This window comes from Actinomadura sp. NPDC049382, from assembly GCF_040677125.1.
GTDB classification, from domain to species: Bacteria; Actinomycetota; Actinomycetes; order Streptosporangiales; family Streptosporangiaceae; genus Spirillospora; species Spirillospora geliboluensis.
Genome location: NZ_JBFARO010000073.1, coordinates 17,666 through 39,224 on the forward strand (window position 1 = coordinate 17,666; position 21,559 = coordinate 39,224).

The 21,559-nt window shown below is 72.5% G+C and carries 25 protein-coding genes, 1 pseudogene and 1 riboswitch; of the genes and pseudogenes, 12 read left to right on the plus strand and 14 right to left on the minus strand.

Annotated elements, in window-relative coordinates:
* Window positions 1–136: 136 nt before the first annotated feature.
* Together AB0K34_RS31235 and AB0K34_RS31240 are read right to left on the minus strand one after the other, a co-directional pair.
* On the minus strand, window positions 137–1,321 hold the full coding sequence (locus AB0K34_RS31235) for an amino acid deaminase/aldolase (RefSeq protein ID WP_364552652.1): 1,185 nt from the start codon (window positions 1,319–1,321) through the stop codon (window positions 137–139).
* Between the two features lie 58 nt (window positions 1,322–1,379).
* A complete protein-coding gene (locus AB0K34_RS31240; protein WP_364552621.1) occupies window positions 1,380–2,309 on the minus strand; it encodes a PHB depolymerase family esterase in 930 nt (309 codons plus the stop codon).
* A 155-nt stretch (window positions 2,310–2,464) separates the two neighbouring features.
* Here AB0K34_RS31240 and purU point away from each other — a divergent pair, with 155 nt between their 5' ends.
* The 9 genes from purU (at window position 2,465) to AB0K34_RS31285 (ending at window position 10,079) form a co-directional block, all read left to right on the plus strand.
* Window positions 2,465–3,313, plus strand: a complete 849-nt coding sequence (purU, locus tag AB0K34_RS31245) for a formyltetrahydrofolate deformylase (protein WP_138639830.1) — start codon at window positions 2,465–2,467, stop codon at window positions 3,311–3,313.
* Window positions 3,314–3,436: 123 nt separating this feature from the next.
* The gene (locus AB0K34_RS31250; protein ID WP_364552654.1) at window positions 3,437–4,069 is read left to right on the plus strand and encodes a DUF6286 domain-containing protein; all 633 of its coding nucleotides are present in this window, start codon (window positions 3,437–3,439) and stop codon (window positions 4,067–4,069) included.
* 97 nt (window positions 4,070–4,166) lie between these two features.
* Window positions 4,167–4,730, plus strand: coding sequence for a hypothetical protein (locus AB0K34_RS31255; protein ID WP_364552623.1), 564 nt, complete (start codon window positions 4,167–4,169; stop codon window positions 4,728–4,730).
* A 264-nt stretch (window positions 4,731–4,994) separates the two neighbouring features.
* Window positions 4,995–6,596, plus strand: coding sequence for a sensor histidine kinase (locus AB0K34_RS31260; RefSeq protein ID WP_138639833.1), 1,602 nt, complete (start codon window positions 4,995–4,997; stop codon window positions 6,594–6,596).
* Window positions 6,593–7,264 carry a response regulator gene (locus AB0K34_RS31265; protein ID WP_138639834.1) on the plus strand — a complete coding sequence of 224 codons (672 nt, stop codon included), beginning with the start codon at window positions 6,593–6,595 and terminating at the stop codon, window positions 7,262–7,264. The genes AB0K34_RS31260 and AB0K34_RS31265 overlap by 4 nt, the downstream gene beginning before the upstream one ends.
* A 47-nt stretch (window positions 7,265–7,311) precedes the next feature.
* On the plus strand, window positions 7,312–7,464 hold the full coding sequence (locus AB0K34_RS31270; protein WP_171069297.1) for a hypothetical protein: 153 nt from the start codon (window positions 7,312–7,314) through the stop codon (window positions 7,462–7,464).
* A gap of 296 nt (window positions 7,465–7,760) precedes the next feature.
* Window positions 7,761–8,345, plus strand: coding sequence for a hypothetical protein (locus AB0K34_RS31275; protein ID WP_364552626.1), 585 nt, complete (start codon window positions 7,761–7,763; stop codon window positions 8,343–8,345).
* A gap of 108 nt (window positions 8,346–8,453) precedes the next feature.
* On the plus strand, window positions 8,454–9,617 hold the full coding sequence (locus AB0K34_RS31280) for a thiolase family protein (RefSeq protein WP_364552628.1): 1,164 nt from the start codon (window positions 8,454–8,456) through the stop codon (window positions 9,615–9,617).
* Window positions 9,618–9,632: 15 nt separating this feature from the next.
* Entirely contained in the window at window positions 9,633–10,079 is a 447-nt protein-coding gene (locus tag AB0K34_RS31285; protein WP_364552630.1) for a helix-turn-helix domain-containing protein, read from the plus strand.
* On the opposite strand, the gene AB0K34_RS31290 is transcribed toward AB0K34_RS31285, so the two are convergent.
* A complete protein-coding gene (locus tag AB0K34_RS31290) occupies window positions 10,047–10,631 on the minus strand; it encodes a TetR/AcrR family transcriptional regulator (RefSeq protein ID WP_364552632.1) in 585 nt (194 codons plus the stop codon). The two genes, AB0K34_RS31285 and AB0K34_RS31290, sit on opposite strands and share 33 nt — an antisense overlap.
* 90 nt (window positions 10,632–10,721) lie before the next feature.
* Here AB0K34_RS31290 and AB0K34_RS31295 point away from each other — a divergent pair, with 90 nt between their 5' ends.
* Entirely contained in the window at window positions 10,722–11,183 is a 462-nt protein-coding gene (locus AB0K34_RS31295) for a nuclear transport factor 2 family protein (RefSeq protein WP_138639838.1), read from the plus strand.
* 3 nt (window positions 11,184–11,186) lie between these two features.
* Here AB0K34_RS31295 and AB0K34_RS31300 read toward each other — a convergent pair whose 3' ends face one another.
* The 9 genes from AB0K34_RS31300 to AB0K34_RS31340 form a co-directional block, all read right to left on the minus strand.
* Window positions 11,187–11,546, minus strand: a complete 360-nt coding sequence (locus AB0K34_RS31300) for a MerR family transcriptional regulator (RefSeq protein WP_364552634.1) — start codon at window positions 11,544–11,546, stop codon at window positions 11,187–11,189.
* A 22-nt stretch (window positions 11,547–11,568) separates the two neighbouring features.
* Complete coding sequence (locus AB0K34_RS31305) at window positions 11,569–12,318, minus strand: SDR family oxidoreductase (protein WP_364552636.1); 750 nt, start codon at window positions 12,316–12,318, stop codon at window positions 11,569–11,571.
* Window positions 12,319–12,364: 46 nt separating this feature from the next.
* A complete protein-coding gene (locus AB0K34_RS31310; protein ID WP_364552638.1) occupies window positions 12,365–12,733 on the minus strand; it encodes a type II toxin-antitoxin system death-on-curing family toxin in 369 nt (122 codons plus the stop codon).
* Window positions 12,730–12,933: a hypothetical protein gene (locus tag AB0K34_RS31315; protein WP_364552640.1), complete on the minus strand. Its 204-nt coding sequence runs from the start codon at window positions 12,931–12,933 to the stop codon at window positions 12,730–12,732. Before AB0K34_RS31315 ends, AB0K34_RS31310 begins: the two co-directional genes overlap by 4 nt.
* A 51-nt stretch (window positions 12,934–12,984) precedes the next feature.
* Window positions 12,985–14,355, minus strand: a complete 1,371-nt coding sequence (locus tag AB0K34_RS31320) for an L-serine ammonia-lyase (RefSeq protein ID WP_138636067.1) — start codon at window positions 14,353–14,355, stop codon at window positions 12,985–12,987.
* 51 nt (window positions 14,356–14,406) lie between these two features.
* On the minus strand, window positions 14,407–15,663 hold the full coding sequence (gene glyA / locus AB0K34_RS31325; protein ID WP_301176103.1) for a serine hydroxymethyltransferase: 1,257 nt from the start codon (window positions 15,661–15,663) through the stop codon (window positions 14,407–14,409).
* Window positions 15,660–16,049: a glycine cleavage system protein GcvH gene (gene gcvH / locus AB0K34_RS31330; protein ID WP_138636065.1), complete on the minus strand. Its 390-nt coding sequence runs from the start codon at window positions 16,047–16,049 to the stop codon at window positions 15,660–15,662. Before gcvH ends, glyA begins: the two co-directional genes overlap by 4 nt.
* 15 nt (window positions 16,050–16,064) lie before the next feature.
* The gene (gene gcvT / locus AB0K34_RS31335; RefSeq protein ID WP_364552643.1) at window positions 16,065–17,153 is read right to left on the minus strand and encodes a glycine cleavage system aminomethyltransferase GcvT; all 1,089 of its coding nucleotides are present in this window, start codon (window positions 17,151–17,153) and stop codon (window positions 16,065–16,067) included.
* Window positions 17,154–17,319: 166 nt separating this feature from the next.
* A riboswitch (glycine riboswitch) is annotated at window positions 17,320–17,415 on the minus strand.
* Window positions 17,416–17,476: 61 nt separating this feature from the next.
* A complete protein-coding gene (locus tag AB0K34_RS31340; RefSeq protein ID WP_364552645.1) occupies window positions 17,477–17,833 on the minus strand; it encodes a hypothetical protein in 357 nt (118 codons plus the stop codon).
* Window positions 17,834–18,087: 254 nt separating this feature from the next.
* Here AB0K34_RS31340 and AB0K34_RS31345 point away from each other — a divergent pair, with 254 nt between their 5' ends.
* On the plus strand, window positions 18,088–19,386 hold the full coding sequence (locus AB0K34_RS31345) for a site-2 protease family protein (RefSeq protein WP_364552647.1): 1,299 nt from the start codon (window positions 18,088–18,090) through the stop codon (window positions 19,384–19,386).
* Here the strand turns inward: AB0K34_RS31345 and AB0K34_RS31350 are convergent.
* Window positions 19,376–20,473, minus strand: a complete 1,098-nt coding sequence (locus AB0K34_RS31350) for a PLP-dependent cysteine synthase family protein (RefSeq protein WP_301176099.1) — start codon at window positions 20,471–20,473, stop codon at window positions 19,376–19,378. The genes AB0K34_RS31345 and AB0K34_RS31350 overlap by 11 nt on opposite strands.
* 89 nt (window positions 20,474–20,562) lie before the next feature.
* Between AB0K34_RS31350 and AB0K34_RS31355 the strand changes: the two genes are divergently transcribed.
* A complete protein-coding gene (locus AB0K34_RS31355; protein WP_364552650.1) occupies window positions 20,563–21,450 on the plus strand; it encodes a hypothetical protein in 888 nt (295 codons plus the stop codon).
* A 20-nt stretch (window positions 21,451–21,470) separates the two neighbouring features.
* On the opposite strand, the pseudogene AB0K34_RS31360 reads toward AB0K34_RS31355, so the two are convergent.
* A pseudogene (locus AB0K34_RS31360) lies at window positions 21,471–21,559 on the minus strand (nucleotide exchange factor GrpE); the annotation flags it as partial.

The window sequence follows — 21,559 nt, forward strand, 5'->3', positions numbered from 1 at the left end:
CACGGGCAGGCACGCGGAGCGAGCCCTGCGAGCGCAGCGGGCCTGCCCGCCGGGCGGCGGGCTGTTTCACGAGACGCGCCAGCGGATCGGGAAACGGTCCGCCGGCCGGGCGGGGGTCGAAGGGGGTCGCCCCCCTTCACAAGAAAGTCCGGCCTTCGCCTCGGTAGGTGGGGACGGTGCGGACGTACCGGCCGTCCTCGATGAGGTGGAGTGCGTCGAAGCGTTCGCAGAGCTCGCCGGCCTTGGTGTGGCGGAACCAGACCCGGTCGCCGACCGAGAGCAGGTCGGCGGCGTGCCCGAGCAGCGGCGTCTGCACTTCGCCGGCGCCCTCGTTCGGGTCGTAGGACAGCCCGGTCGGCAGGTACGGCTGCGGCAGCCGCACCGCGTCGGCGGGGCCGGACGCGAGGTAGCCGCCGCCGAGGCAGGTCGCGACGCCGCGCGCGGGACGCCGCACGACGGGGAGCGCGAACAGGGCGGCGGGGCGCCCGCTGAAGTTGGAGTACTGGTCGAACAGGTGCGGCTGGTAGAGCCCGGAGCCCGCCGCGACCTCGGTGACGGCGCGCTCGGCGGCGGTCTTCTCGACGCTGCCGGTGCCGCCGCCGTTGACGAACTCCAGGTCGGTCAGGTCCCGGACGGCCCGCACGATCGCGGCGCGCCGCCGGGCCAGTTCCAGCCGCGACTGCCGCTGCATGGCGCGGATGACGCGGCCCCGCGCGGGGCGTCCGGGCGGGACGTCGCCGACGCCGGCGATCTGCGACTCGTAGGCCATCAGCCCGACGAGGTCGAGCGAGGGCCGCTTGAGGATGCGCTCGGCGAACGCGCTGACCTCGGCGGGGGTGCGCAGCGCCGAGCGCAGCGCGCCGATCCGGACCCGGCCGCCGAGCGGCCGGTAGGAGGCGTCGATGTCGATGCAGACCCGGATGCGCCGGTCGCCGGCGGCGTCCTCGATCAGCGCGAGGTGCTCGGGGGAGTCGACCATGAGCGTGATCGTGCGGGCGGCGGCCTCGTTCTCGGCGAGCGCCGCGATGGCGGTGCGGTCGGCGGTCGGGTAGGCGACGAGGATGTCGTCGCTGACGCCCTCGGACGCGAGCCACAGCGCCTCGGGCAGGGTGAACGCCATGACCCCGGCGAACCCGTCCATCGCGAGGACGTCCTCCAGGAGCGCCCGGCAGCGCACCGACTTGCTCGCCACGCGGATCGGCTTGCCGGCGGCCCGGCGCAGCAGGCCCTCGGCGTTGGCGCGGAAGGCCGCCAGGTCGACGGCGGCGAACGGCGCCTCGATCCCGGCCGTCGCGGCGTCGTAGCGGTCCCGGAGGTTCATGGTCGTCACACTGCCACACTACCGGCTAATGTGAAAAGCTCTCACGTACCGCTTTCGGTCAGCCCTTGCGCGGGTGCGCCGCGAAGAAGTCCCAGAGCATGGGGCTCGCCCCGTCGGGCCAGTTGTGGGTGCCGCCCTGGATCTTGCAGAACGTGACCGCGACGCCCTGGTCGCCCTTCCCGGTGCTCGTGCAGTCGGTGCCCTCGCCGCGCGCCTTGACCCGCTCCCGCGGCTCGGGGAGCCCGGCGCGCTCGCGCCAGAACTCGACCGCCTTCGAGACGGGCGGGAACGGGCGCTTGTCGTTGAAGTCGCGGTCGCCGCCGCCGTTGAACGGGACGTTCCGGTCGGCCGTCCCGTGGAAGATCATCGCCGAGACGGGGCGGTCCGGGTCGCACTTGGTGACGAGGGCGCCCTCGACCACCCCGATCGCCGCGACCTTGTCCGGCTTCTCGCAGGCCATCCGGTACGCCATGCCCGCGCCGTTGGAGAACCCGGTGACGTAGACGCGCTCCGGGTCGGCCAGCCCCGCGTCGGTGAGCTTGTCGATCAGCTTGGTGAGGAACCCGACGTCGTCGATGTTCCCGATCTTCGCGGCGCCGCAGCAGTCGCCCGCGTTCCAGGTCGTCATGAACCCGTCCGGGTACGCGACGAGGAAGCCGTGCTCGTCGGAAAGGTCGTCGAAGCCGGTCAGGTCCTCCATCTTGCCCATGTTCGCGAGCCCGCCGTGCAGGGCGATGACGAGCGGGGGCGCGTCGGCGGGCTTGCCGTCCTCCCACTTGCCGCCCGCCACCTTGGACGGGACATGCAGCAGGAACTCGCGGTGCCCGAACGTGCCCACGTCCATCTTCTGCTTGTGCGTGCCCGCCGAGGTGGGGATGCCGTCCACCGTGGCCGGGCGCGGCTCGCCCCCGCCTTTGCCGCCGGTCTGCTCCGTACAGGCGGCGAGGACGAGGGCGGCGGCGAGGACGAGGAGCGCGATGCGACGCATGGAGGCAAACGTAACCTCAAGAAAGCACCTCAAACTACTCATCAGTAGACGAGCCGGCTCCCGCCGATGTGAAAGCACGTCGGTGGGACGGGCAGGGGCCGCGTAAGCTCGTAGCGACCCGTTTGAGCTGCCGCGTCGCGATAAGAGTGAGACCGTTGAACGAATTCGTCCTGACCCTCTCCTGCCCGGACCGGCCCGGCATCGTCGCGGCCGTCTCGGGGCTGCTGGCCGAGCGCGGATGCAACATCGTGGAGAGCCAGCAGTTCGGCGACGGCGAGTCCGGCACGTTCTTCATGCGGGTCCAGTTCGCGGCCCTGGCCGACACCGACCCCGACGAGCTGCGCGGCGCGTTCGCCTCGCTGGTGCCCGAGCTGGCCCTGGAGTGGCGGCTGCACGCGCTGGCCGACCGCCCGCGCGTGCTGATCATGGTGTCGAAGGGCGGGCACTGCCTGAACGACCTGCTCTACCGGACGCGGTCCGGGCTGCTCGACATCGACATCGTCGCGGTCGCGTCCAACCACCCCGACCTGCGGCCCCTCACCCAGTCGTACGGGATCGACTACCACCACCTGCCGGCCGGGCCCGGCGGCAAGCCCGCGCAGGAGGCCGAGATCCTGACGCTGGTCGAGCACTACCGCGCCGACCTCGTCGTCCTCGCCCGGTACATGCAGATCCTGTCCGACGACTTCTGCGCGAAGCTGCCGGGGCAGATCATCAACATCCACCACTCGTTCCTGCCGAGCTTCAAGGGCGCCCGCCCCTACCACCAGGCGCACGCGCGCGGCGTGAAGCTGATCGGCGCCACCGCCCACTACGTCACCGCCGACCTGGACGAGGGGCCGATCATCGAGCAGGAGGTCGCGCGCGTCGACCACACCCACAGCCCCGAGGAGCTCGTCGCGGTCGGCCGCGACGTCGAGTGCCTCGCGCTGGCCCGCGCGGTGCGCTGGCACGCCGAGCACCGCGTGCTGCTCAACGGGGACCGGACGGTCGTCTTCCGCTGACCCGGCGCGCGGCGGCCCCGGCGGGCTGATCTTCTGACCTGCGCTTTTCCGTGAGATGTCGGCATGGCGAGTTTCACTCCGCGTGATTTCGCGTCACCATGGGTGACGATGTCGGGCGTGCCGATGCTCACGGGGGTGGCGATGGCCGAGGCGCTGGTCAAGGACCTGATCGACGAGTCGCGCGACCGGCGCGGCGCGCGCCGGCTCGCCGTCCGCGCGTTCCGGCCGCGCCGCGCGTTCGCCGGGGTCGCCGCCGCGCTGCTGCTGACGGTGACCGGCGGGGTCGCCGCGATCGAGCTGCTGGCCGCCGCGCTCGGCTCCGCCGTCCACCCCGTGCCGGGCGTCGCCGCGCTGGCGGACGTCCTGCGCGTGCGCACCTGGGACGACCCGGCCGTCATCGCGGCGGCGGCGGGCGTCGCCGTCCTCGGCGCCGCGTTCCTCGCCGCCGCGCTGCCCGGCCGGCTGCGCGGCGTCCCGCTGGACGGCACCGACCCCCGCCAGGCCGGCCTCATCGGACGGGCCGCGCTGCGCCGCACGGTCGCCGAGGCGGTGCTGGACGTCCCCGGCATCGAGCGGGTCCGCGTGCGCGGGCTCGGGATCGTCCGGCGCGGGCTGGTCGTCCGGGCCGGCACCCACTACCGGAACCCGGCGAACCTGCCGGAGCTGGTGCGCGCCGCCGCCGAGGAGCGGCTGGACCGGATCGAGCCGATGCACCGGCCGCCGGTCGACGTCCGGCTCGGCTGGCGGAAGGACTGACCATGCGGCGGGAGCTGACCATGCGGTGTGAGCTGACGATGCGGCGGGAGCGCTGAGCATGCGGCGGGAGGACTGACGATGCGGCGGAGGGACTGAGATGCGGATCGCGATCGCGATGACCGGGGCGGTGCTGCTGCTGGCCGGCGCGTCCGCCGCCGCGCTCGGGCTGGGCGCGCTCGACGCGTTCGGCCCGCTGTCGGCGGGGCCGCTGCTCGCCCCGGAGGTGACGCGCTTCGCCGGCGGCACCGACTGGTTCCTGCCGTCCGCCGCGGCCGTCGCCGAACTGCTGGCCCTCGCGGGGCAGCTGTGGCTCGTCCTGCAGCTGCGGACCCTCGTCCACCAGTGGTGGCCGGACCTCGACGCCGAGACCCGGGCCCGGGCGCGGGCCGCCGCCGGCGAGCTCCGGCGGGACGTGCGCGGGCTGCCCGGCGTCGAGGACGCCCGGGTCCGCCTCACCGGCACGGCCGACCGGCCGCGCCTGCTGCTGAACGTCTCCTGCGCGGGCGACACGCTGGTCGGCGAGGTGTACGGGGAGCTGGGCGCGGGCCCGGTCGAGCGGTACCGCCGCGCCCTCGGGATGCCCGACCTGCCGGTGGTGATCCGCTTCCGCCCGCTGTCGGCCCGTCCCCGGCGCCGCCGCGCGCAGCCCGAGACCGCCTGACGCACCCCGGTCCGCGGCCCGGGAGGAGCGGCGCCCGTCCCGGTCGAATCGGGACGGGCGCCCGCTACCCGGCGGGGCGCCCATGCGCCTGGACGGTCGGCGCATGCACACGGGGGGCGCACCGCGGTGGGGGAGGCCGCACGGAAGCAAGGTCGGCGGGGGCTGCGGCCGCCGCATCCGTCACTATGCGCGGTCCCGTGGTAACGGTCACGCTTGTGTACATTTCGTTCACGGCGTGTTCCGTGAGGGAGGTGCGATCGTCCGATGCGGCGTCCCCGCTGGGCGGCTCCCGGCGACTGGAGCGTGGCCCGCCAGCTGCTGGTGCTGCAGGCCGCGATCGTCGGGCTGCTCGTCGCGGCCGGGGCCGTGCTCGCCTACTGGGACGCCGGGCGCGCCGCCGACGACGCCGCCGAGCAGACCGTCACGGCCGTCGCGGCGAGCATCGCCGACGCGCGCAACGTCCGGGAGGCGCTCGCCGCCCGCGACCCGAGCGCGCTGCTGCAGCCGTACGCTGAGCGCGTCCGCCGCGACACCGGCGTGGACTTCGTCACGATCATGACGCCGGACGGGATCCGCTACACGCACCCGAACCCGTCCCGGATCGGCGGGCACTTCGTCGGCAACACCGCGCCCGCCGTCGCGGGCCGCACGTTCACCGAGACCTACACCGGCACGCTCGGCCCGTCCGTGCGAAGCGTCGCGCCCGTCTTCGACGACCGGCACCGGGTGGTGGCGCTGGTCGCGGTCGGCATCACGGTCCGGGTGATCAGCGCGGAGCTGCGGCAGCGGCTGCTGGCCCTCGGCGCCGTCGCGGGCGTGGTGCTCGCCGCCGGGATGGCGGGCAGCTACCTCGTCTCCGCCCGGCTGCGCCGCCAGACCCGCGGGACCGCGCCCGGCGAGCTGCGGGAGATGTTCGAGTACTACGAGGCGATCCTGCACGCCGTCCGCGAGGGGCTGCTGATCCTCGACCGGTCGGGCCGGGTCGTGCTGTGCAACGACGCGGCGCGCGAACTGCTGGACCTGCGCGAGCATCCGCGCGGCCGCCCGGTCGCCGACCTCGGCCTGCCGGACGAGCTGGTCGCCACGCTGGAGTCTCCGAGGCCGCGCTCGGACGAGATCCACGTCGGCGACACCCGCGTCCTCGTCGTGAACACCTCGCCCGTCCGGTCCCGCGACAAGGCGATGGGCAATGTCGTCACGTTCCGCGACCACACCGAGCTGCAGAGCCTGACCGGCGAGCTGGACACCGTCCGCGGCTTCGCCGAGTCGCTGCGCTCGCAGGCCCACGAGGCCGCGAACCGCCTGCACACGGTGGTGTCGCTGGTCGAGCTGGGCCGTCCCGACCAGGCCGTGGCGTTCGCGACCGCCGAGCTGGCGACCGCGCAGCGCCTCACCGACCGGGTCGTGGGGTCGGTCACCGAACCCGTGCTGGCGGCCCTGCTGCTGGGCAAGTCGACCGAGGCCGCCGAGCGCGGCGTCGAGCTCGTCATCAGCGAGGACACCGCGATCGAGGGCACGGTGGAGGCCCGCGACCTCGTCACGATCCTGGGCAACCTGATCGACAACGCGGTGGACGCGGCGATCGAGAACGCGTCCGTCCGGCCGCCGCGCGTCACCGTCAGCGCCCGCGAGGACGCCGGCACCCTCCTGCTGGAGGTGTCCGACAGCGGGCCGGGCGTCGACCCGGCGGCGGTGCCCGAGATGTTCCGGCGCGGCTGGACGACCAAGTCGTCCGGCGGGCCGGTCGGGCACGGGCTCGGCCTCGCGCTGGTCGGCCAGGCCGTCCGGCGGCACGGCGGCGACGTCCGGGTGGGGCGGGACGCGGGCGCCGTGTTCACCGTCCGGCTGCCCCTGGAGCGGCGATGATCGAGGTGCTCATCGTCGAGGACGACCCGGTCGCCGCCGAGGCGCACCGCACCTATGTCGAGCGCGTCGCCGGGTTCACCGTCGCCGGGGTCGTCCACTCGGGGGCGGAGGCCCTGCGCTTCTGCGAGCGCACGTCCGTGGACGTCGTCCTCCTCGACTTCTACCTGCCCGACACGCACGGCCTCACCGTCTGCCGGGCGCTGCGCGCCGGGGGTCACGACATCGACGTCATCGCCGTCACCTCCGCACGGGACCTGGCGGTGATCCGCTCGGCGGTGTCGGTCGGGGTCGTCCAGTACCTGCTGAAGCCGTTCACGTTCGCGTCCCTGCGCGACAAGCTCGACCGCTACGCCCGCTTCCGCGCGCAGACCGTCGGGACCGGCGAGGTCAGCGGGCAGGCCGACGTGGACGGCATGCTCGCCACGCTCCGCACGCCCGACCACCGCGCGCTGCCGAAGGGCATGAGCGGCGAGACGCTGCAGGCCGTGACGGAGGTGCTGTCCCGGGCGTCCGACGGCCTCTCCGCCGCCGCCGCGGCCGACCTCACCGGCGTGTCCCGCGTCACGGCGCGCCGGTACTTGGAGTACCTGGCGAAGAACGGTCTGGCGCACCGCAAACCCCACTACGGCCAGGTAGGCCGCCCCGAGGTGCGCTTCTACCCGGGCTAGACGGGGTACCTATGGGTGGACAGTGAAGCGACATCGGGGGAGTTGTCGTGACGGACAAGCCTGGCAAGCCCAAGGGCACGGAGAACGAGCGCGAGCGCGAGAAGGAGCGCCCGCGCGCGGAGGAGGCGAAGGCCGCGCCCCAGAAGAAGAAACCGGGCGACGCGGCCCGCAAGATGCGCGCCATGTTCAAGGGCGGCTAGCTTTGACGACACCTTTGAGCCCCATTGAGAGGAAAAACCCTCCTATGGGGCTAATGTCCGTAAGTGAACGGAACGTCGAGGGGATGAAGGAGGAATGCTTGTCCGACCGTAATGTTTCGGGCGGCTCCACCACGGGGCCCTTCGACGCATGGAGGGAACGGACGTACCACGGCATGGGCCCCTCCCGCTGAGCGGCCCGACGGCCCGGGGACCGCGATCGCGGCCCCCGGGCCCGTTCATGCCCGCCTGCCGGCTGCGCGCCCGCCTGTCGGCCCGCACCGCTACGGTGCGACGGCATGGGCGACTACTTCCAGACACTTGCCGACATCCACGCGGCCCTTGAGGACGCCGACCGCCTGGCCGCCGACATCCGGGACTGGCTGATCGCGTCCGGCGTCATCTCCCCGGACCGCACCGACTGCGTCCTGGGCGCCCCCACGGGCCACCCGCCGGGCCCCCGCGTCAACGACGTGGTGGACGGCACGGACGACTCCTGGCGCGACCTGTGGAGCAACGGCCTGGACATCAAGACCGGCCAGACCGTGTTCGACGCCGGCCAAGGGGAGCCCTGGGCGGTCACCTGCCCTCACTGCGCCACCGAGTACACCTTGGTCAGCGAGACCTTCGAACTCGTCCTCGAAGCCTGGGAACCGTTCCGCGATGTAGTGCACGGCTGGGAGGAGGGTGACAAGGTGGTCAAGCCCTGCCCGACCTGCGAGCGGCCCGTCGACCCGCAGGCATGGCAGTGGGCCGATGACTACTTCGCCCTGGGCCACCTGGGCTTCACCTTCTGGAACTGGCCGCCGCTCCGTCCTGACTTCATCGCCGCCCTGGCAGCCCGCTTGGGCCACCCGCCGGTCCACCTGGAGGGCAAGCTCTGACCCTCGCCCCCGAGTGTGAGGCGGGGCACAGGGCGGGGTGGGTTGTGTTTTCCAACTCGGGGTGGGGATACTGCGGGTGAGTTGGAAAACACAACGGAGGTGGTGGCCGTGCGGGACGCGGTGATCGTGGAGGCGGTGCGGACCCCGGTCGGCAAGGGGAAGGCGAACGGGGCGCTGCACGGCGACCACCCGGCCGACCTGCTGGCGCGGACGCTCAAGGCCCTCGTCGAGCGGGCCGGGATCGAGCCCGGAGAGGTGGACGACGTCATCGGCGGCGTCGTCACGCAGGTCGGCGACCAGGCGCTCAACCTCACCCGGACGGCCGTGCTCGCCGCCGGGTTCCCCGAGAGCGTCCCGGCGATGACCGTGGACCGGCAGTGCGGGTCGTCCCAGCAGGCGCTGCACCTGGCGGCGCAGGGCGTGCAGAGCGGCGCCTACGACATCGCGATCGCGTGCGGCGTCGAGTCGATGTCGCGGGTGCCGATGGGGTCGAACGTGCTGCCCGGCAGCGACCCGTTCGGGGCGGGCCTGCGCGAGCGGTACCCGGACGGGCTCGTCGGCCAGGGCATCAGCGCCGAGCTGATCGCCGACCGGTGGGACCTGGCGCGGGAGGAACTCGACGCCTACGCCTGCGAGTCGCACCGCCGCGCCGCCGAGGCGTGGAAGAACGGCGAGTTCGACCGGGAGGTCGTCTGGACGGGGCAGTGGGACGAGACCGTCCGTCCCGGGACGTCCCCGGAGATCCTCGCCGGGCTCAAGCCGGCCTACTACGACGAGCGGATGGCCGAGCGGTTCCCGCAGATCGGGTGGAAGGTCACCGCGGGCAACGCGTCACCGGTCAACGACGGCGCCGCGGCCGTCCTGGTCATGGGGGCGGACGTCGCCGAGCGGCTCGGGCTGCGCCCCCGGGCGCGGTTCCACGCGCTCACCGTGACCGGCGACGACCCGCTGCTGATGCTCACCGCGATCATCCCGGCGACGGAGAAGGTGCTCAAGCGGGCCGGGCTGCGGCTGGACGACATCGACCTGTTCGAGGTGAACGAGGCGTTCGCGCCGGTCGTCCTCGCGTGGCAGCGGGAGACGGGCGCCGACCTGGCGAAGGTCAACGTGCGCGGGGGCGCGATCGCCATCGGGCACCCGCTGGGGGCCAGCGGTGCGCGGATCATGACCACGCTGCTGCACGCCTTGGAGGACCGCGGCGGGCGGTTCGGCCTGCAGACCATGTGCGAGGGCGGCGGGCAGGCCAACGCCACCATCGTCGAGCGGCTCTGACATAGGCTGCGTCGTATGCCGAAGGACGCCGCCCCCCGCGAGTGCTCGGTCGCCGACACGCTGGACCTCGTCGGCGAGCGCTGGAGCCTGCTCGTGATCAGGGAGCTGTCCTACGGGGTGCGGCGCTTCGACCAGATCGTCCGCAACACGGGCGCGCCCCGCGACATCCTGACGTCGCGGCTCCGCAAGCTGGAGGCGAACGGCATCGTCCGGCGCGAGCGCTACAGCGACCGTCCGGCCCGCTTCGAGTACCACCTGACGCCGTCGGGCCTGGAGTTGTGCGACGTCCTGCTGATGCTGATGGCGTGGGGCGACCGGCACCTGCACCCGGACGACCCGCCCGTCCAGTGGCGGCACTCGTGCGGCGAGACGGTCAGCCCGGTGGTCGTGTGCCGGCACTGCGGCAACGAGGCCCGTGCCGGCGCGCACTCACCGACCGGCCGCGGCGCCCTGACCTCCTAGCAGGGCTTGGGCGCCGGCCCGGGCCCGCTGGGCGGCCGACGGGTCGCCCTGCACGCCCGCCACCACGATGGCCCCTTCAGCGAGCAGATAGACCGCCTCTGCAATGGACGCATCGACGCCGGAGACGAGCTCGACCACCTGGTCATGGAAGGCGCGCTTGTGCGCGCGCGCCACGGCTGTGATCGCCGGCGCGGACGGCCCAAGCTCCCCATGAGCGTTCACCCACGCGCACCCGCGAAACCCCGGCTCGGCGAACCAAGCACCGAGCCAGTCGAACAGCGCGAGCACGCGCTCACGCGGATCGGCCACCCCGCCCACGTACTCGGCGAGACTCCCGCGCCAGCGCCGGTCGCGACGCTCCAGCATCGCGACGACTAGGGCCTCCTTGGTGGGGAACAGCCGGTACATGCGCTTGAGGGGCAGCGCTGAAGCGGCGCGCAGCTCGTCCATGCCGACCGCTTGGACGCCCCGCCGGTAGAAGAGGTCCTCGGCGACGTCCAGCAGCCGGCGGCGGTCGGACTCCTGCTGCTCCTCGGTGATCGCGGCCGGCATCGACGCTCCTGGCTTGACGTTGAGAACGGTCGTTCCCTAGGTTAGTGGACGCCGATAGAGAACGTGCGTTCTCAACATGAGGAGGATCCGATGGCCGACGACCGCCCACCCTACCCGCCGTTCACCGAGGAGACCGCGCTGCAGAAGGTCCAGGCCGCCGAGGACGCCTGGAACACCCGCGACCCCCACCGCGTCGCCGCCGCCTACACGCCCGACTCGGTCTGGCGGAACCGTGACCGGTTCGTCACCGGCCGGGACGAGATCGTCGCCTTCCTCACCGAGAAGTGGGAGCGCGAGCAGGACTACGCGCTCCGCAAGAGCCTGTGGGGCTTCCGCGGCAACCGCATCGCCGTCCGCTTCCAGTACGAATGGCACGACGCCGCCGGGCAGTGGTGGCGCAGCTACGGCAACGAGCTGTGGGAGTTCGACGACCGCGGCCTGATGCGCCGCCGCGAGGCCAGCATCAACGACGTCCCGATCACCGAGGCCGACCGCCGCATCCACGGCCCCCGCCCCACCGCCGAACACGGCCGGGACATCCCACTCCGGTAACGCTCAAACACGACACCCGGTCGCCTCCCGCAACACGGCGGCGAGGCGGTCGCGGGCCTCGATCTGGGCGGCGATGCGCGCGTCCAGCACCGCGAGCCGGTCGAACGCGATCCGCAGGTTCTTCTCCGCCGGGGGCGCGGCGGCCACATCGCCGTCCAGGCACGCGGAGAAGGCCCGGACGTCGTCGAGCGTGAGCCCCGCGCCCAGCAGGTGCCGGATGTTGCGCACGCGCACGACCGCGCGCTCTTCGTAGATCCGGTAGCCGTTGGACGCCCGCCGCGACGAGATCAGCCCCGCCTCCTCGTAGTGCCGCAGGGCGCGCGGCGTCGTCCCCGCGACCCGGGCCAGCTCACCGATGCGCATGCCCACGATCATCACACGCCGCTCACCCCACGACGGCCCCGCCGTCCACCGGGAACACGACCCCCGTCACGAACGACGCCTCCGGCGCGGCCAGCCGCGTGACCGCCCACGCCACCTCCTCGGGACGCCCGATCCGCCCGAGCGGCGTGTGCTCGATCTGCCACGTCCGGACGGCGGCGAGCTGCTCGTCCGACAGCCCCTGGTGCCTCCCGATCGGGGTGCCGATCGCGCCGGGCGCCACCGCCACGACGCGGACGCCGCGCGGCGCGAGCTCCACCGCCCAGCTCCGGGTGAGCACCTCCAGCGCCGCCTTCGTCGCCGCGTAGAACGCGTTCCCCGGCCACGCCCGCTGCCCGACGGACGTGCTGACGTTGACGATCACCCCGCCGTCGCCTAGCACGGGCAGCGCCGCCCGAGCCAGCAGGACGGGCGCGACGAGGTTCGTCGCGAGCTGCGCGTCCATCGCCTCGGGCGCCGTCGCGTCCAGCGCGCCGCTCCGCACGATCGCCGCGTTGTTGACCAGGACGTCCAGCCGCCCGTGGACGTCCATGACCTGCCGCACGATCTCCTCGGCGGCGCCTTCCCCGGTGATGTCGGCGGCCAGCGGATGAATGAGGTCGTGCCCCTCCGCGGTCTCCGCGAGCGGCTCGGCACGCCTCCCGACGGCCACCACCCGCGTCCCCTCGGCCGCGAACATGCGCGCCGTGGCACGCCCGATCCCCGTCCCGGCCCCAGTGACGACGGCGACTCTTTCCCGTGAACGCATCTCCATGCGCCCAACCGTCGAACCCTGCCCCCAACGTCAAGGTCAAGCCGGGTCAGCGGGGGATGACGTTCAGGGCCCTCGCCAGGTCTGTGATGGTCGTGTCCGCGCCGGAGGCGGCCACGCGGACGACGAGGTCGAACGCCTCGTCCTCGGACAGGCCCGGGCGCTCGTCGTTGAGGGCCAGCAGCACCCGTGCGGCCGTCCAGCCGACGCGCTTGTTCCCGTCCACGAACGGATGGTTGCCGAGCACCGCGTGCAGCAGCGCCGCCGCCTTCTCCGCGCTGGTCGGGAACGCCTCGACGCCGAACGTGACGGTCGACGGGCGGGCGGCGGCGGCCGCGACGAGCCCGGCGTCCCGCACCTGCGCCTCGCCGCCGTGCAGGGCCGCGTTGATGGCGATGAGGTCGGACGGGGTGATCACGCGTCCCCCAGGCGGGCGAGCAGCCGGGCGTCCTCGGCCATGACCTCCTGGATCAGCTCCGCGACGCGGGCGCGGTGCGCCTCGCGGCGCTGGAGCCATTCGGTCACCGCGCGGGCGGCGGCCTCGTCCACGGGGATGCCCTCCGCGTCGGCGGCGTCCGCAAGCGCGGCCGTCAGCGCAGGGGACAGGTTCAGGTTCATGCGGCGAATGCTACGGAGGCGCCGCGCTCGGCTCGACGTGTTTTCAGGGGGTCAGCATTCGATGACGTTTACGGCTAGGCCGCCGCGTGAGGTCTCCTTGTATTTGTCGAGCATGTCGCGGCCGGTGTCGCGCATTGTTTTGATGGCCTTGTCGAGGGTGACGAAGTGGCGGCCGTCGCCGCGGAGGGAGATGCGGGCGGCGCTGATGGCCTTGATGGCGCCGACCGCGTTGCGTTCGATGCAGGGGACCTGGACGAGGCCGCCGACCGGGTCGCAGGTGAGGCCGAGGTTGTGCTCGATGCCGATCTCGGCGGCGTTCTCGACCTGCTCGGGGGTGCCGCCGAGGACCTCGGTGAGGCCGGCGGCGGCCATGGAGCAGGCGGAGCCGACCTCGCCCTGGCAGCCGACCTCGGCGCCGGAGATGGACGCGTTCTGCTTGAACAGGACGCCGATCGCGCCGGCGGTCAGCAGGAAGCGGACGACGCCCTCGTCGTCGCTCGGGAGGAAGCGGTCGCAGTAGTGCAGGACGGCCGGGATGATGCCGGCGGCGCCGTTGGTCGGGGCGGTGACGATGCGGCCGCCGGCGGCGTTCTCCTCGTTGACGGCGAGGGCGAACAGGGTGACCCAGTCCATCGCGTGGAGGGGGTCGGCGGGCTTCTCGGTGGAGAGCTGGCGGTGCAGCTGGGGCGCGCGGCGGCGGACCTTCAGGCCGCCGGGGAGCAGGCCCTCGCGGGTGCAGCCGCGGGTGACGCAGTCCCGCATGACCTGCCACAGGTCGAGGAGGTCCGCGCGGATCTCGGCGGGGGTGCGGCCGAACGCCGTCTCGTTCTCCAGCATGAGCGCGGAGATCGACAGGCCCGTCTCGCGGCAGCGGTCGAGGAGTTCGGCGGCCGTGTCGAACGGGTGGGGGAGGACGGTGTCGTCCGGTTTGATGCGGTCGGCGCCGGTGGCGTTCTCGTCCAGGATGAAGCCGCCGCCGACGGAGTAGTAGACCTTCGTGCGCAGTTCGGCGCCGGTCTCGCCGAGGGCCGTGAAGCGCATGCCGTTCGGGTGGCCGGGGAGCGACTTCTTGCGCTCGAAGTGGAGGTGCTCGTTGACGACGAACGGGATGTCGTGGTCGCCGAAGAGGCGGAGGGCGCCGCGTTCGCGGATGGACGCCAGGCGCTCGTCCACGGTGTCGACGTCGACCAGTTCGGGCTTGTCGCCCTCCAGGCCGAGGATGACGGCCTTGTCGCTGCCGTGGCCCTTGCCGGTGAGACCGAGCGAGCCGTACAGGACGACCTGGACGGACGCCGTCTTCTCCAGGAGTCCGTCGCGTTCCAGGCCGCGGGCGAAGCGGTGCGCGGCGGCCATGGGGCCGCCGGTGTGGGACGAGGACGGGCCGATACCGATCTTGAACAGGTCGAACACGCTGATGGCCATTGCTACCTCGTTGTAGCTGCGCCCCCTCCCGGGGGAGGGGGCGCGGGGACGTCACAGGTTCGGATACAGGGGGTGCTTCTCGGCGAGGGCCTTCACGCGGGCCGCGAGGGCGTCCTTGTCGAAGGACGGCTGCAGGGCCAGCGCGATGACGTCGGCGACCTCGGCGAAGTCCGCGGCGGTGAAGCCGCGGGTGGCGAGGGCCGGGGTGCCGATGCGCAGCCCGGAGGTGACCATCGGCGGGCGCGGGTCGTTCGGCACCGCGTTCCGGTTCACCGTGATGCCGATCTCGTGCAGCCGGTCCTCGGCGTCGCGGCCGGTGAGCTCGGAGTCGACCAGGTCGACCAGGACGAGGTGGACGTCCGTGCCGCCGGTCAGCACCTTCACGCCGGCCTTGGCGGAGTCCTCGGCGAGGAGGCGGTCGGCGAGCAGCTTCGCGCCCTCGACGGTGGCCGCCTGCCGGGCCTTGAACTCCTCCGACGCGGCGATCTTCAGCGCGACGGCCTTGGCGGCGATCACGTGCTCCAGCGGGCCGCCCTGCATGCCCGGGAACACCGCCGAGTTGATCTTCTTGCCGTACTCCTCGCGGGCGAGGATCAGCCCGCCGCGCGGGCCGCCGAGCGTCTTGTGCGTCGTCGTGGTGACGATGTCGGCGTGCGGGACGGGCGAGGGGTGCAGCCCCGCCGCGACGAGCCCCGCGAAGTGCGCCATGTCGACCATGAGCAGCGCGCCGACCGAGTCGGCGATCTTGCGGAACTCGGGGAAGTCGAGCTGCCGCGGGTACGCCGACCAGCCCGCGACGATCATCTTGGGCCGGTGCTCGGCGGCGAGGGCGGCGACCTCGTCCATGTCGACGAGGCCGTCCTCGGCGCGGACGTGGTACGGCACGACGTTCAGCGTCTTGCCGGAGTAGTTCAGCCGCATCCCGTGCGTGAGGTGGCCGCCGTGCGCGAGGTCCAGCCCGAGGATGGTGTCGCCGTGCTGGAGCAGCGCGAAGTACACGGCCGTGTTGGCCTGCGCCCCGCTGTGCGGCTGGACGTTCGCGTGCTCGGCGCCGAACAGGGCCTTGGCGCGGTCGATCGCGAGCTGCTCGGTGACGTCGACGAACTCGCAGCCGCCGTAGTAGCGGCGGCCGGGGTAGCCCTCGGCGTACTTGTTGGTCAGGACGGAGCCCTGCGCCTCCAGCACCGAGACCGGCGCGAAGTTCTCCGACGCGATCATCTCCAGCGTGGACTGCTGGCGCCGCAGCTCGGCGCCGACGGCCTCGGCGACCTCGGGGTCGGCGGCGGCCAGCGAATCGTAGAGGCTCATGACTCCTCGATCAGCTTCTCGTAGGAGGCGGAGTCGAGCAGGTCGCCGGGCTCGTCGCTGATCCGGACCTTGAAGATCCAGCCCTCGCCGTACGGGTCGTCGTTGATGACCTTCGGCTCGTCCACCACGGCGGAGTTGATCGCGGTGATCTCGCCGCTGACCGGAGAGTAGAGGTCGCTGACCGACTTGGTGGACTCGACCTCGCCGCACGGCTCGCCCGCCTCGACGGTGTCGCCCTCGGAGGGCTGCAGCTCGAGGTAGACGATCTCCCCGAGGGCGTCGGCGGCGTGCGCGGTGATGCCGACGGTGACGATCCCGTCCTCACCGCCGAGGCCGGACACCCACTCGTGCTCTTCGCTGTAGCGGAGCTGCTCCGGAACGCTCACGATCTCTCTTCTCTCTCAGGAACGCTTGTAGAAGGGCAGGGCCACCACGTCCACCGGCTCGGGCCGGCCGCGGACGTCCACGGCCAGTTCCGTCTCCTCGACGCCGCTGTCGAGGTAGGCCAGGGCGATCGGCTTGCCCAGTGTGGGGGAAGGGGCCCCGCTCGTCACGACGCCGCACGGCGTGCCGCCGGACGTGACGACCTGGTACCCCTTCCGTGGCGCGCGACGCCCGCGCGCGACCAGTCCCACGAGCCTACGGCCCGGCGGCGTCGCGGCCTGCGCCGCCAGGGTGGTCTTGCCCACGAAATCGACGGTCTTGTCCAGCTTCACGACCCGGCCGAGGCCCGCCTCGAACGGCGTCGTCTCGGCGGTCAGCTCGTTGCCGTACAGCGGCATGCCCGCTTCGAGGCGAAGCGAGTCGCGCGCGGCGAGGCCCGCCGGGACGACCCCGTCGACCGCGGCGAGCGCCCGCCACAGCGCGACGGCGTCGGCGGCGTCCACGAACAGCTCGAAGCCGTCCTCGCCGGTGTAGCCGGTGCGGGCGATCAGCGCGTCCACGCCCGCGACGCGTCCGGCGAGGATCGCGTAGTACTTGAGGTCGCCCACGGGCGCGTCGGTGAACTCTTCGAGAATTCCCTGTGAGCGCGGGCCCTGCAGGGCGACCAGCGCGTACGCGGCGGAGCGGTCGTCGACGGCCGCTTCGAAGCCGGTGGCGCGCTCGGCCAGCGCGTCCCGCACGACGTCGGAATTGGCCGCGTTCGCCACGACCATCCACGTCTCGTCCGCGAGCCGGTAGACGATCAGGTCGTCGAGGACGCCGCCGTCCGGCGCGCAGATCATCGTGTAGCGGGCCTTGCCGACCGGCATCGTCGACAGGTTCCCGACCAGCGCGTAGTCGAGCGCGGCGCCCGCGTCCGGCCCGGAGAGGAAGATCTCCCCCATGTGCGACAGGTCGAACAGGCCGGCCCCGGTGCGGACGGCCTGGTGCTCGGCGGTCTCGCTCTTGTAGCGCAGCGGCATCAGGTAGCCGGCGAAGTCGACGAGGTTCGCGCCGAGGTCGCGGTGGACGTCGTGCAGCGGAGTGGTCTTCGGATCGGCGGACATGGGTTCGGCTCCTTCGTCACGGGCGCGCGTGGTCCATCGTCCCACTCGCGCACCGGGCGTTTCGGTGCCTCCCCCTCTGTCATCGGCGCCTGAGAGCTTCACCCGCCGGCGGGCGGCGGGTTTTCACCTTCGGCGGGGGACCGGGTCCCCGCTTTCCAGAGGTCGCCTTGCCCGTGCGGTCCGTGGGCCTGAGAGGTTCCGGGGAGGATTTGCTCCTTCGGCGTCCCACACCGGCTGCGTGGGACTCTCCCGCACGGGGTCAACGGCTTTCCGCCAAATCTAGCAGCGGCCCCGCCCGGCGACCACCCGCCGGCCGCCCGCCCTCAGCCGGTGGGCGGCGGGGACGCCGACATCGACTTCACGCAGGTCCGCAGCGCCGCCTTGATCTTCTCCAGGTCCTTCTTCGCGGGGGTGGACGTCGGGTTCGGCGACGGCAGTTCGACCCCCTGCTCGTGCATGCAGTCGTTGAACGCCTGGGTCGCCTGCGACACCCCCGGCGGGACGGGCGCGGCCGTCGTGCCGGGCTTGCCGGTCGCCGTCCCGGACGGCGCGGAGGCCGGTGCCGAGGCCGCCGGGGTGGGCGGCGCCGACGCCCCCGCGTCCCCGCCGCCGTCGTCGGAGCCCCCGCACCCGCTGAGCGCCAGACCCAGCGCCAGCACCGCTACAAGACCGCGCTTCAAGGTGACAACCTCCATGGACCGGGGTGAGACCGCTCATAATGCGCGCGTTCGCCGCCCCGCCGCTATCACGGCGCATGCCAATGCCGCCGCCGCGACTTAGCACCTCTCCTCAAATCCGCCCGGCCCGAGCGCTCCTCTCGCGGCACCGGTTCCTTGATTGACTTAAACCGGGACAGGACGGGTCGCGTACTCTGAGTTGGTCGTTGGAGATCACCCGCGGTGGGCGCGGGGGGACGAGCTGAGGGGCATGCCGGATGGTCTACCTGGCGGGGATGCTGATCCTGTTCTTCGGCCTGCTCGTGTCCATCGCGCTGCACGAACTCGGGCACTTCTCGTTCGCCAAGCTGTTCAAGGTGCGGACCACCCAGTTCATGGTCGGTTTCGGCCCGACGATGTGGTCCAAGCGCAAGGGCGAGACCGAGTACGGGGTGAAGTGGATCCCGCTCGGCGGCTACATCCGCATGATCGGGATGCTGCCGCCGCGCAAGGGCGACGCCCCCGGGCAGGTGCGGCAGGTCAGCACCGGGCCGTGGCAGGGGCTCATCGAGTCGGCGCGCGGCGCCGCGCTGGAGGAGATCCGCCCCGGCGACGAGGACCGCGTGTTCTACGCCAAGAAGTGGTGGCAGAAGCTGCTCATCATGTTCGGCGGGCCCGCGATGAACCTGCTGCTGTCGGTGATGTTCTTCGCGATCCTGCTGATGGGCATCGGCACCATGCGGGCGCAGCCGGTGATCGGCGAGGTCCTCGAATGCATGGTGCCCGCGAGCCAGTCGCAGACGACGGAGTGCCCGAAGAACGCCGCCCCGACCCCCGCCGCGCAGGCGGGGCTCAAGCCCGGTGACAAGATCGTCGCGTTCGGCGGCAAGAAGATCGACGACTACGAGAAGCTGCGGGTGCTGATCCGCGACAACGGCGGCAGGACCGTCCCGATGACCGTCGAGCGGGACGGGCGGGACGTCCAGTTGAGCGTGCCGGTCACCCGCAACCAGATGTACGACCTCGAGGACCAGGACAAGATCGTCAACGTCGGGTTCCTCGGCATCACCCCGACCAGCGCGATCGAGCGGCAGGGCCCCGGCGCGGTCGCGAGCACGATGGTCGACCTGACCAGCCGCACCACCGGCGCCCTGGTGCGGATGCCGCAGAAGATGGTCGGCGTCTGGAACGCCGCCTTCGGCGACGAGAAGCGCGACCCGAACGGCCCGGTCGGCGTCGTCGGCGTCAGCCGGATCGGCGGCGAGGTCGCCGCCTCCAGCGACTACACCAACGCGGAGAAGGTGTCCTTCTTCGTGATGCTGCTCGGCTCGCTGAACCTCGCGGTCGGGCTGTTCAACCTCGTCCCGCTGCTGCCGCTGGACGGCGGCCACATCGCCGGCGCACTGCTGGAGGCGGTGAAGAAGGCGTTCGCGAAGGTCTTCCGCCGCCCCGACCCCGGCTACGTGGACGTCGCCAAGGCGCTGCCGGTGACGTACGTGATGGCCGTCGTGCTGATCGTCATGGGCGGCCTGCTGATCTACGCCGACCTGGTGAACCCCGTCACCGTCACGGGATAGCGGGCAGCTCGCCGGTCTTCAGGAACGCGTCCAGCGCGGCCAGGTAGGGCGCTATGTCGAGGCCCTGTGCGGCGAGCCACGCGTCCGACCCGTAGGTGCCGGCGTAGCGCTCGCCGCCGTCGCAGATCAGCGTGACGACGCTGCCGCGCTCGCCGCGCGCCCGCATCTGCGCGATCAGCTCGGCCGCGCCCCACATGTTCGTGCCGGTCGAGCCGCCGACGCTGCGGCCGCTGACCTCGGCCGTCCAGCGCATCGCCGCGACGGACGCCGCGTCCGGCACCCGGATCATCCGGTCGATGACGGTCGGCAGGAACGACGGCTCGACGCGCGGCCGGCCGATGCCCTCGATCCGCGAGCCCGCCGCCGTCCGCACCGGGTCGCCGTCGGCGTACGAGCCGTAGAACGCCGAGCCCTCCGGGTCGACGACCGCGAGCCGCGTCTGGAACATCCGGTACCGGGCGTACCGGCCGATCGTCGCGGACGTCCCGCCGGTGCCCGCGCCGACCACGACCCAGGACGGCTCCGGGAACCGCTCCAGCCGCATCTGCTCGAAGATCGACTCGGCGATGTTGTTGTTGCCGCGCCAGTCCGTCGCGCGCTCGGCGTAGGTGAACTGGTCCATGAAGTGGCCGTTGCACTCGGCCGCGAGCCGCCGCGACTCGTCGTAGATCGAGGACGGGTCGTCCACCAGATGGCAGCGGCCGCCCTGGAACTCGATCAGCTGGATCTTCTCCGGGCTGGTCGAGGCGGGCATCACCGCGATGAACGGCAGGCCGAGCAGCCGCGCGAAGTACGCCTCCGACACCGCCGTGGACCCGCTGGACGCCTCGATGATCGTCGTGTCCTGCCGGATCCAGCCGTTGGCGAGCCCGTACAGGAACAGCGACCGGGCGAGCCGGTGTTTCAGCGAACCGGTCGGGTGGACGGACTCGTCCTTCAGGTAGAGGTCGATGCCCCACTCCGGCGGCAGCGGGAACACGTGCAGGTGCGTGTCGGCGCTGCGGTTGGCGTCGGCGTCGACGAGCCGGATCGCCTCGGCGATCCACGCCCGGTATCCGGGATCGCAGCGGTCCACGGTGCGGCTCACGGCGGCCTTCCCCTCGATCGTCGCTGATCGGCCGGGTCCCACGATATCCGTGCATGTCGCGGGTGCATGATGGAGGCAGCGGGGGGCAGATGATCGAGATGTTCGACGAGCGGATCACGGCGGCCGGGCGGCTGCCGCTGTTCGGCTTCTTCGTCGCGTTCCTCGTCACGTTCGTGCTGACGCGGGTCAACGTGCGGCTCATCCGCGCTGACGTGCGCTGGTGGTTCCGCAACGTGACCGCGGGCGACCTGCACATCCACCACGTCGTGTTCGGCGTGGTGCTGATGCTGGCGGGCGGCGTGGGGAGCCTCGCCGTCCCGGACGCCTACACCGGCCTCAACGTGGCGGCCGCCGTCGTGTTCGGCATGGGCTCCGCCCTCGTGCTGGACGAGTTCGCGCTGATCCTGCACCTCAGCGACGTGTACTGGACGGAGAAGGGCCGCGCGTCCGTCGACGCGGTGTTCGTCGCGATCGCGGTGACGGGCCTGCTGCTGCTCGGCATCCGCCCGCTGGGCTACGAGGGCATCGCGCCCGACCCCGGCACCGGCATCCTCACCCGCGTCTACGTCGCGTCCCTGGTCGTGAACCTGGTGTTCGCGGTGATCACCCTGCTCAAGGGGAAGATCTGGACGGGTCTCATCGGCCTGTTCATGCCCGCCCTGCTGATCGTCGGCGCGATCCGGGTGGCGCGGCCCGGCTCGCCGTGGGCGCGCTGGCGGTACGCCCCCGACTCGCGCCGCCACCAGCGGGCCGTCCGGCGGGAGCGGCAGTTCCGCCGCCCGCTGATCCGCGGCAAGATCTGGGTGCAGGAGTTCATCGCGGGACGGCACGACCTCCTCCCGCCGGAGCTGCTGCAGCGCGGCGCCGACGCCGCCGAGCGCGCCCGGCTGCGCCGCCTCGAACGGGCGGAGCGCCGCGCCGCCGCCCGCGCCCAGCGCAAGGCCACGACCGCGACGACTCGGAGATCCGCGCGGTGACGTTCGTCCAGGACCCGGATGCCGATGTCGTCCAGCACCGGGAGCAGCTCGGTCAGCACCTGGCCGAGGGCCTGCTCGCGGACCGCGACCCGGTCGCGCTCGACCCGCT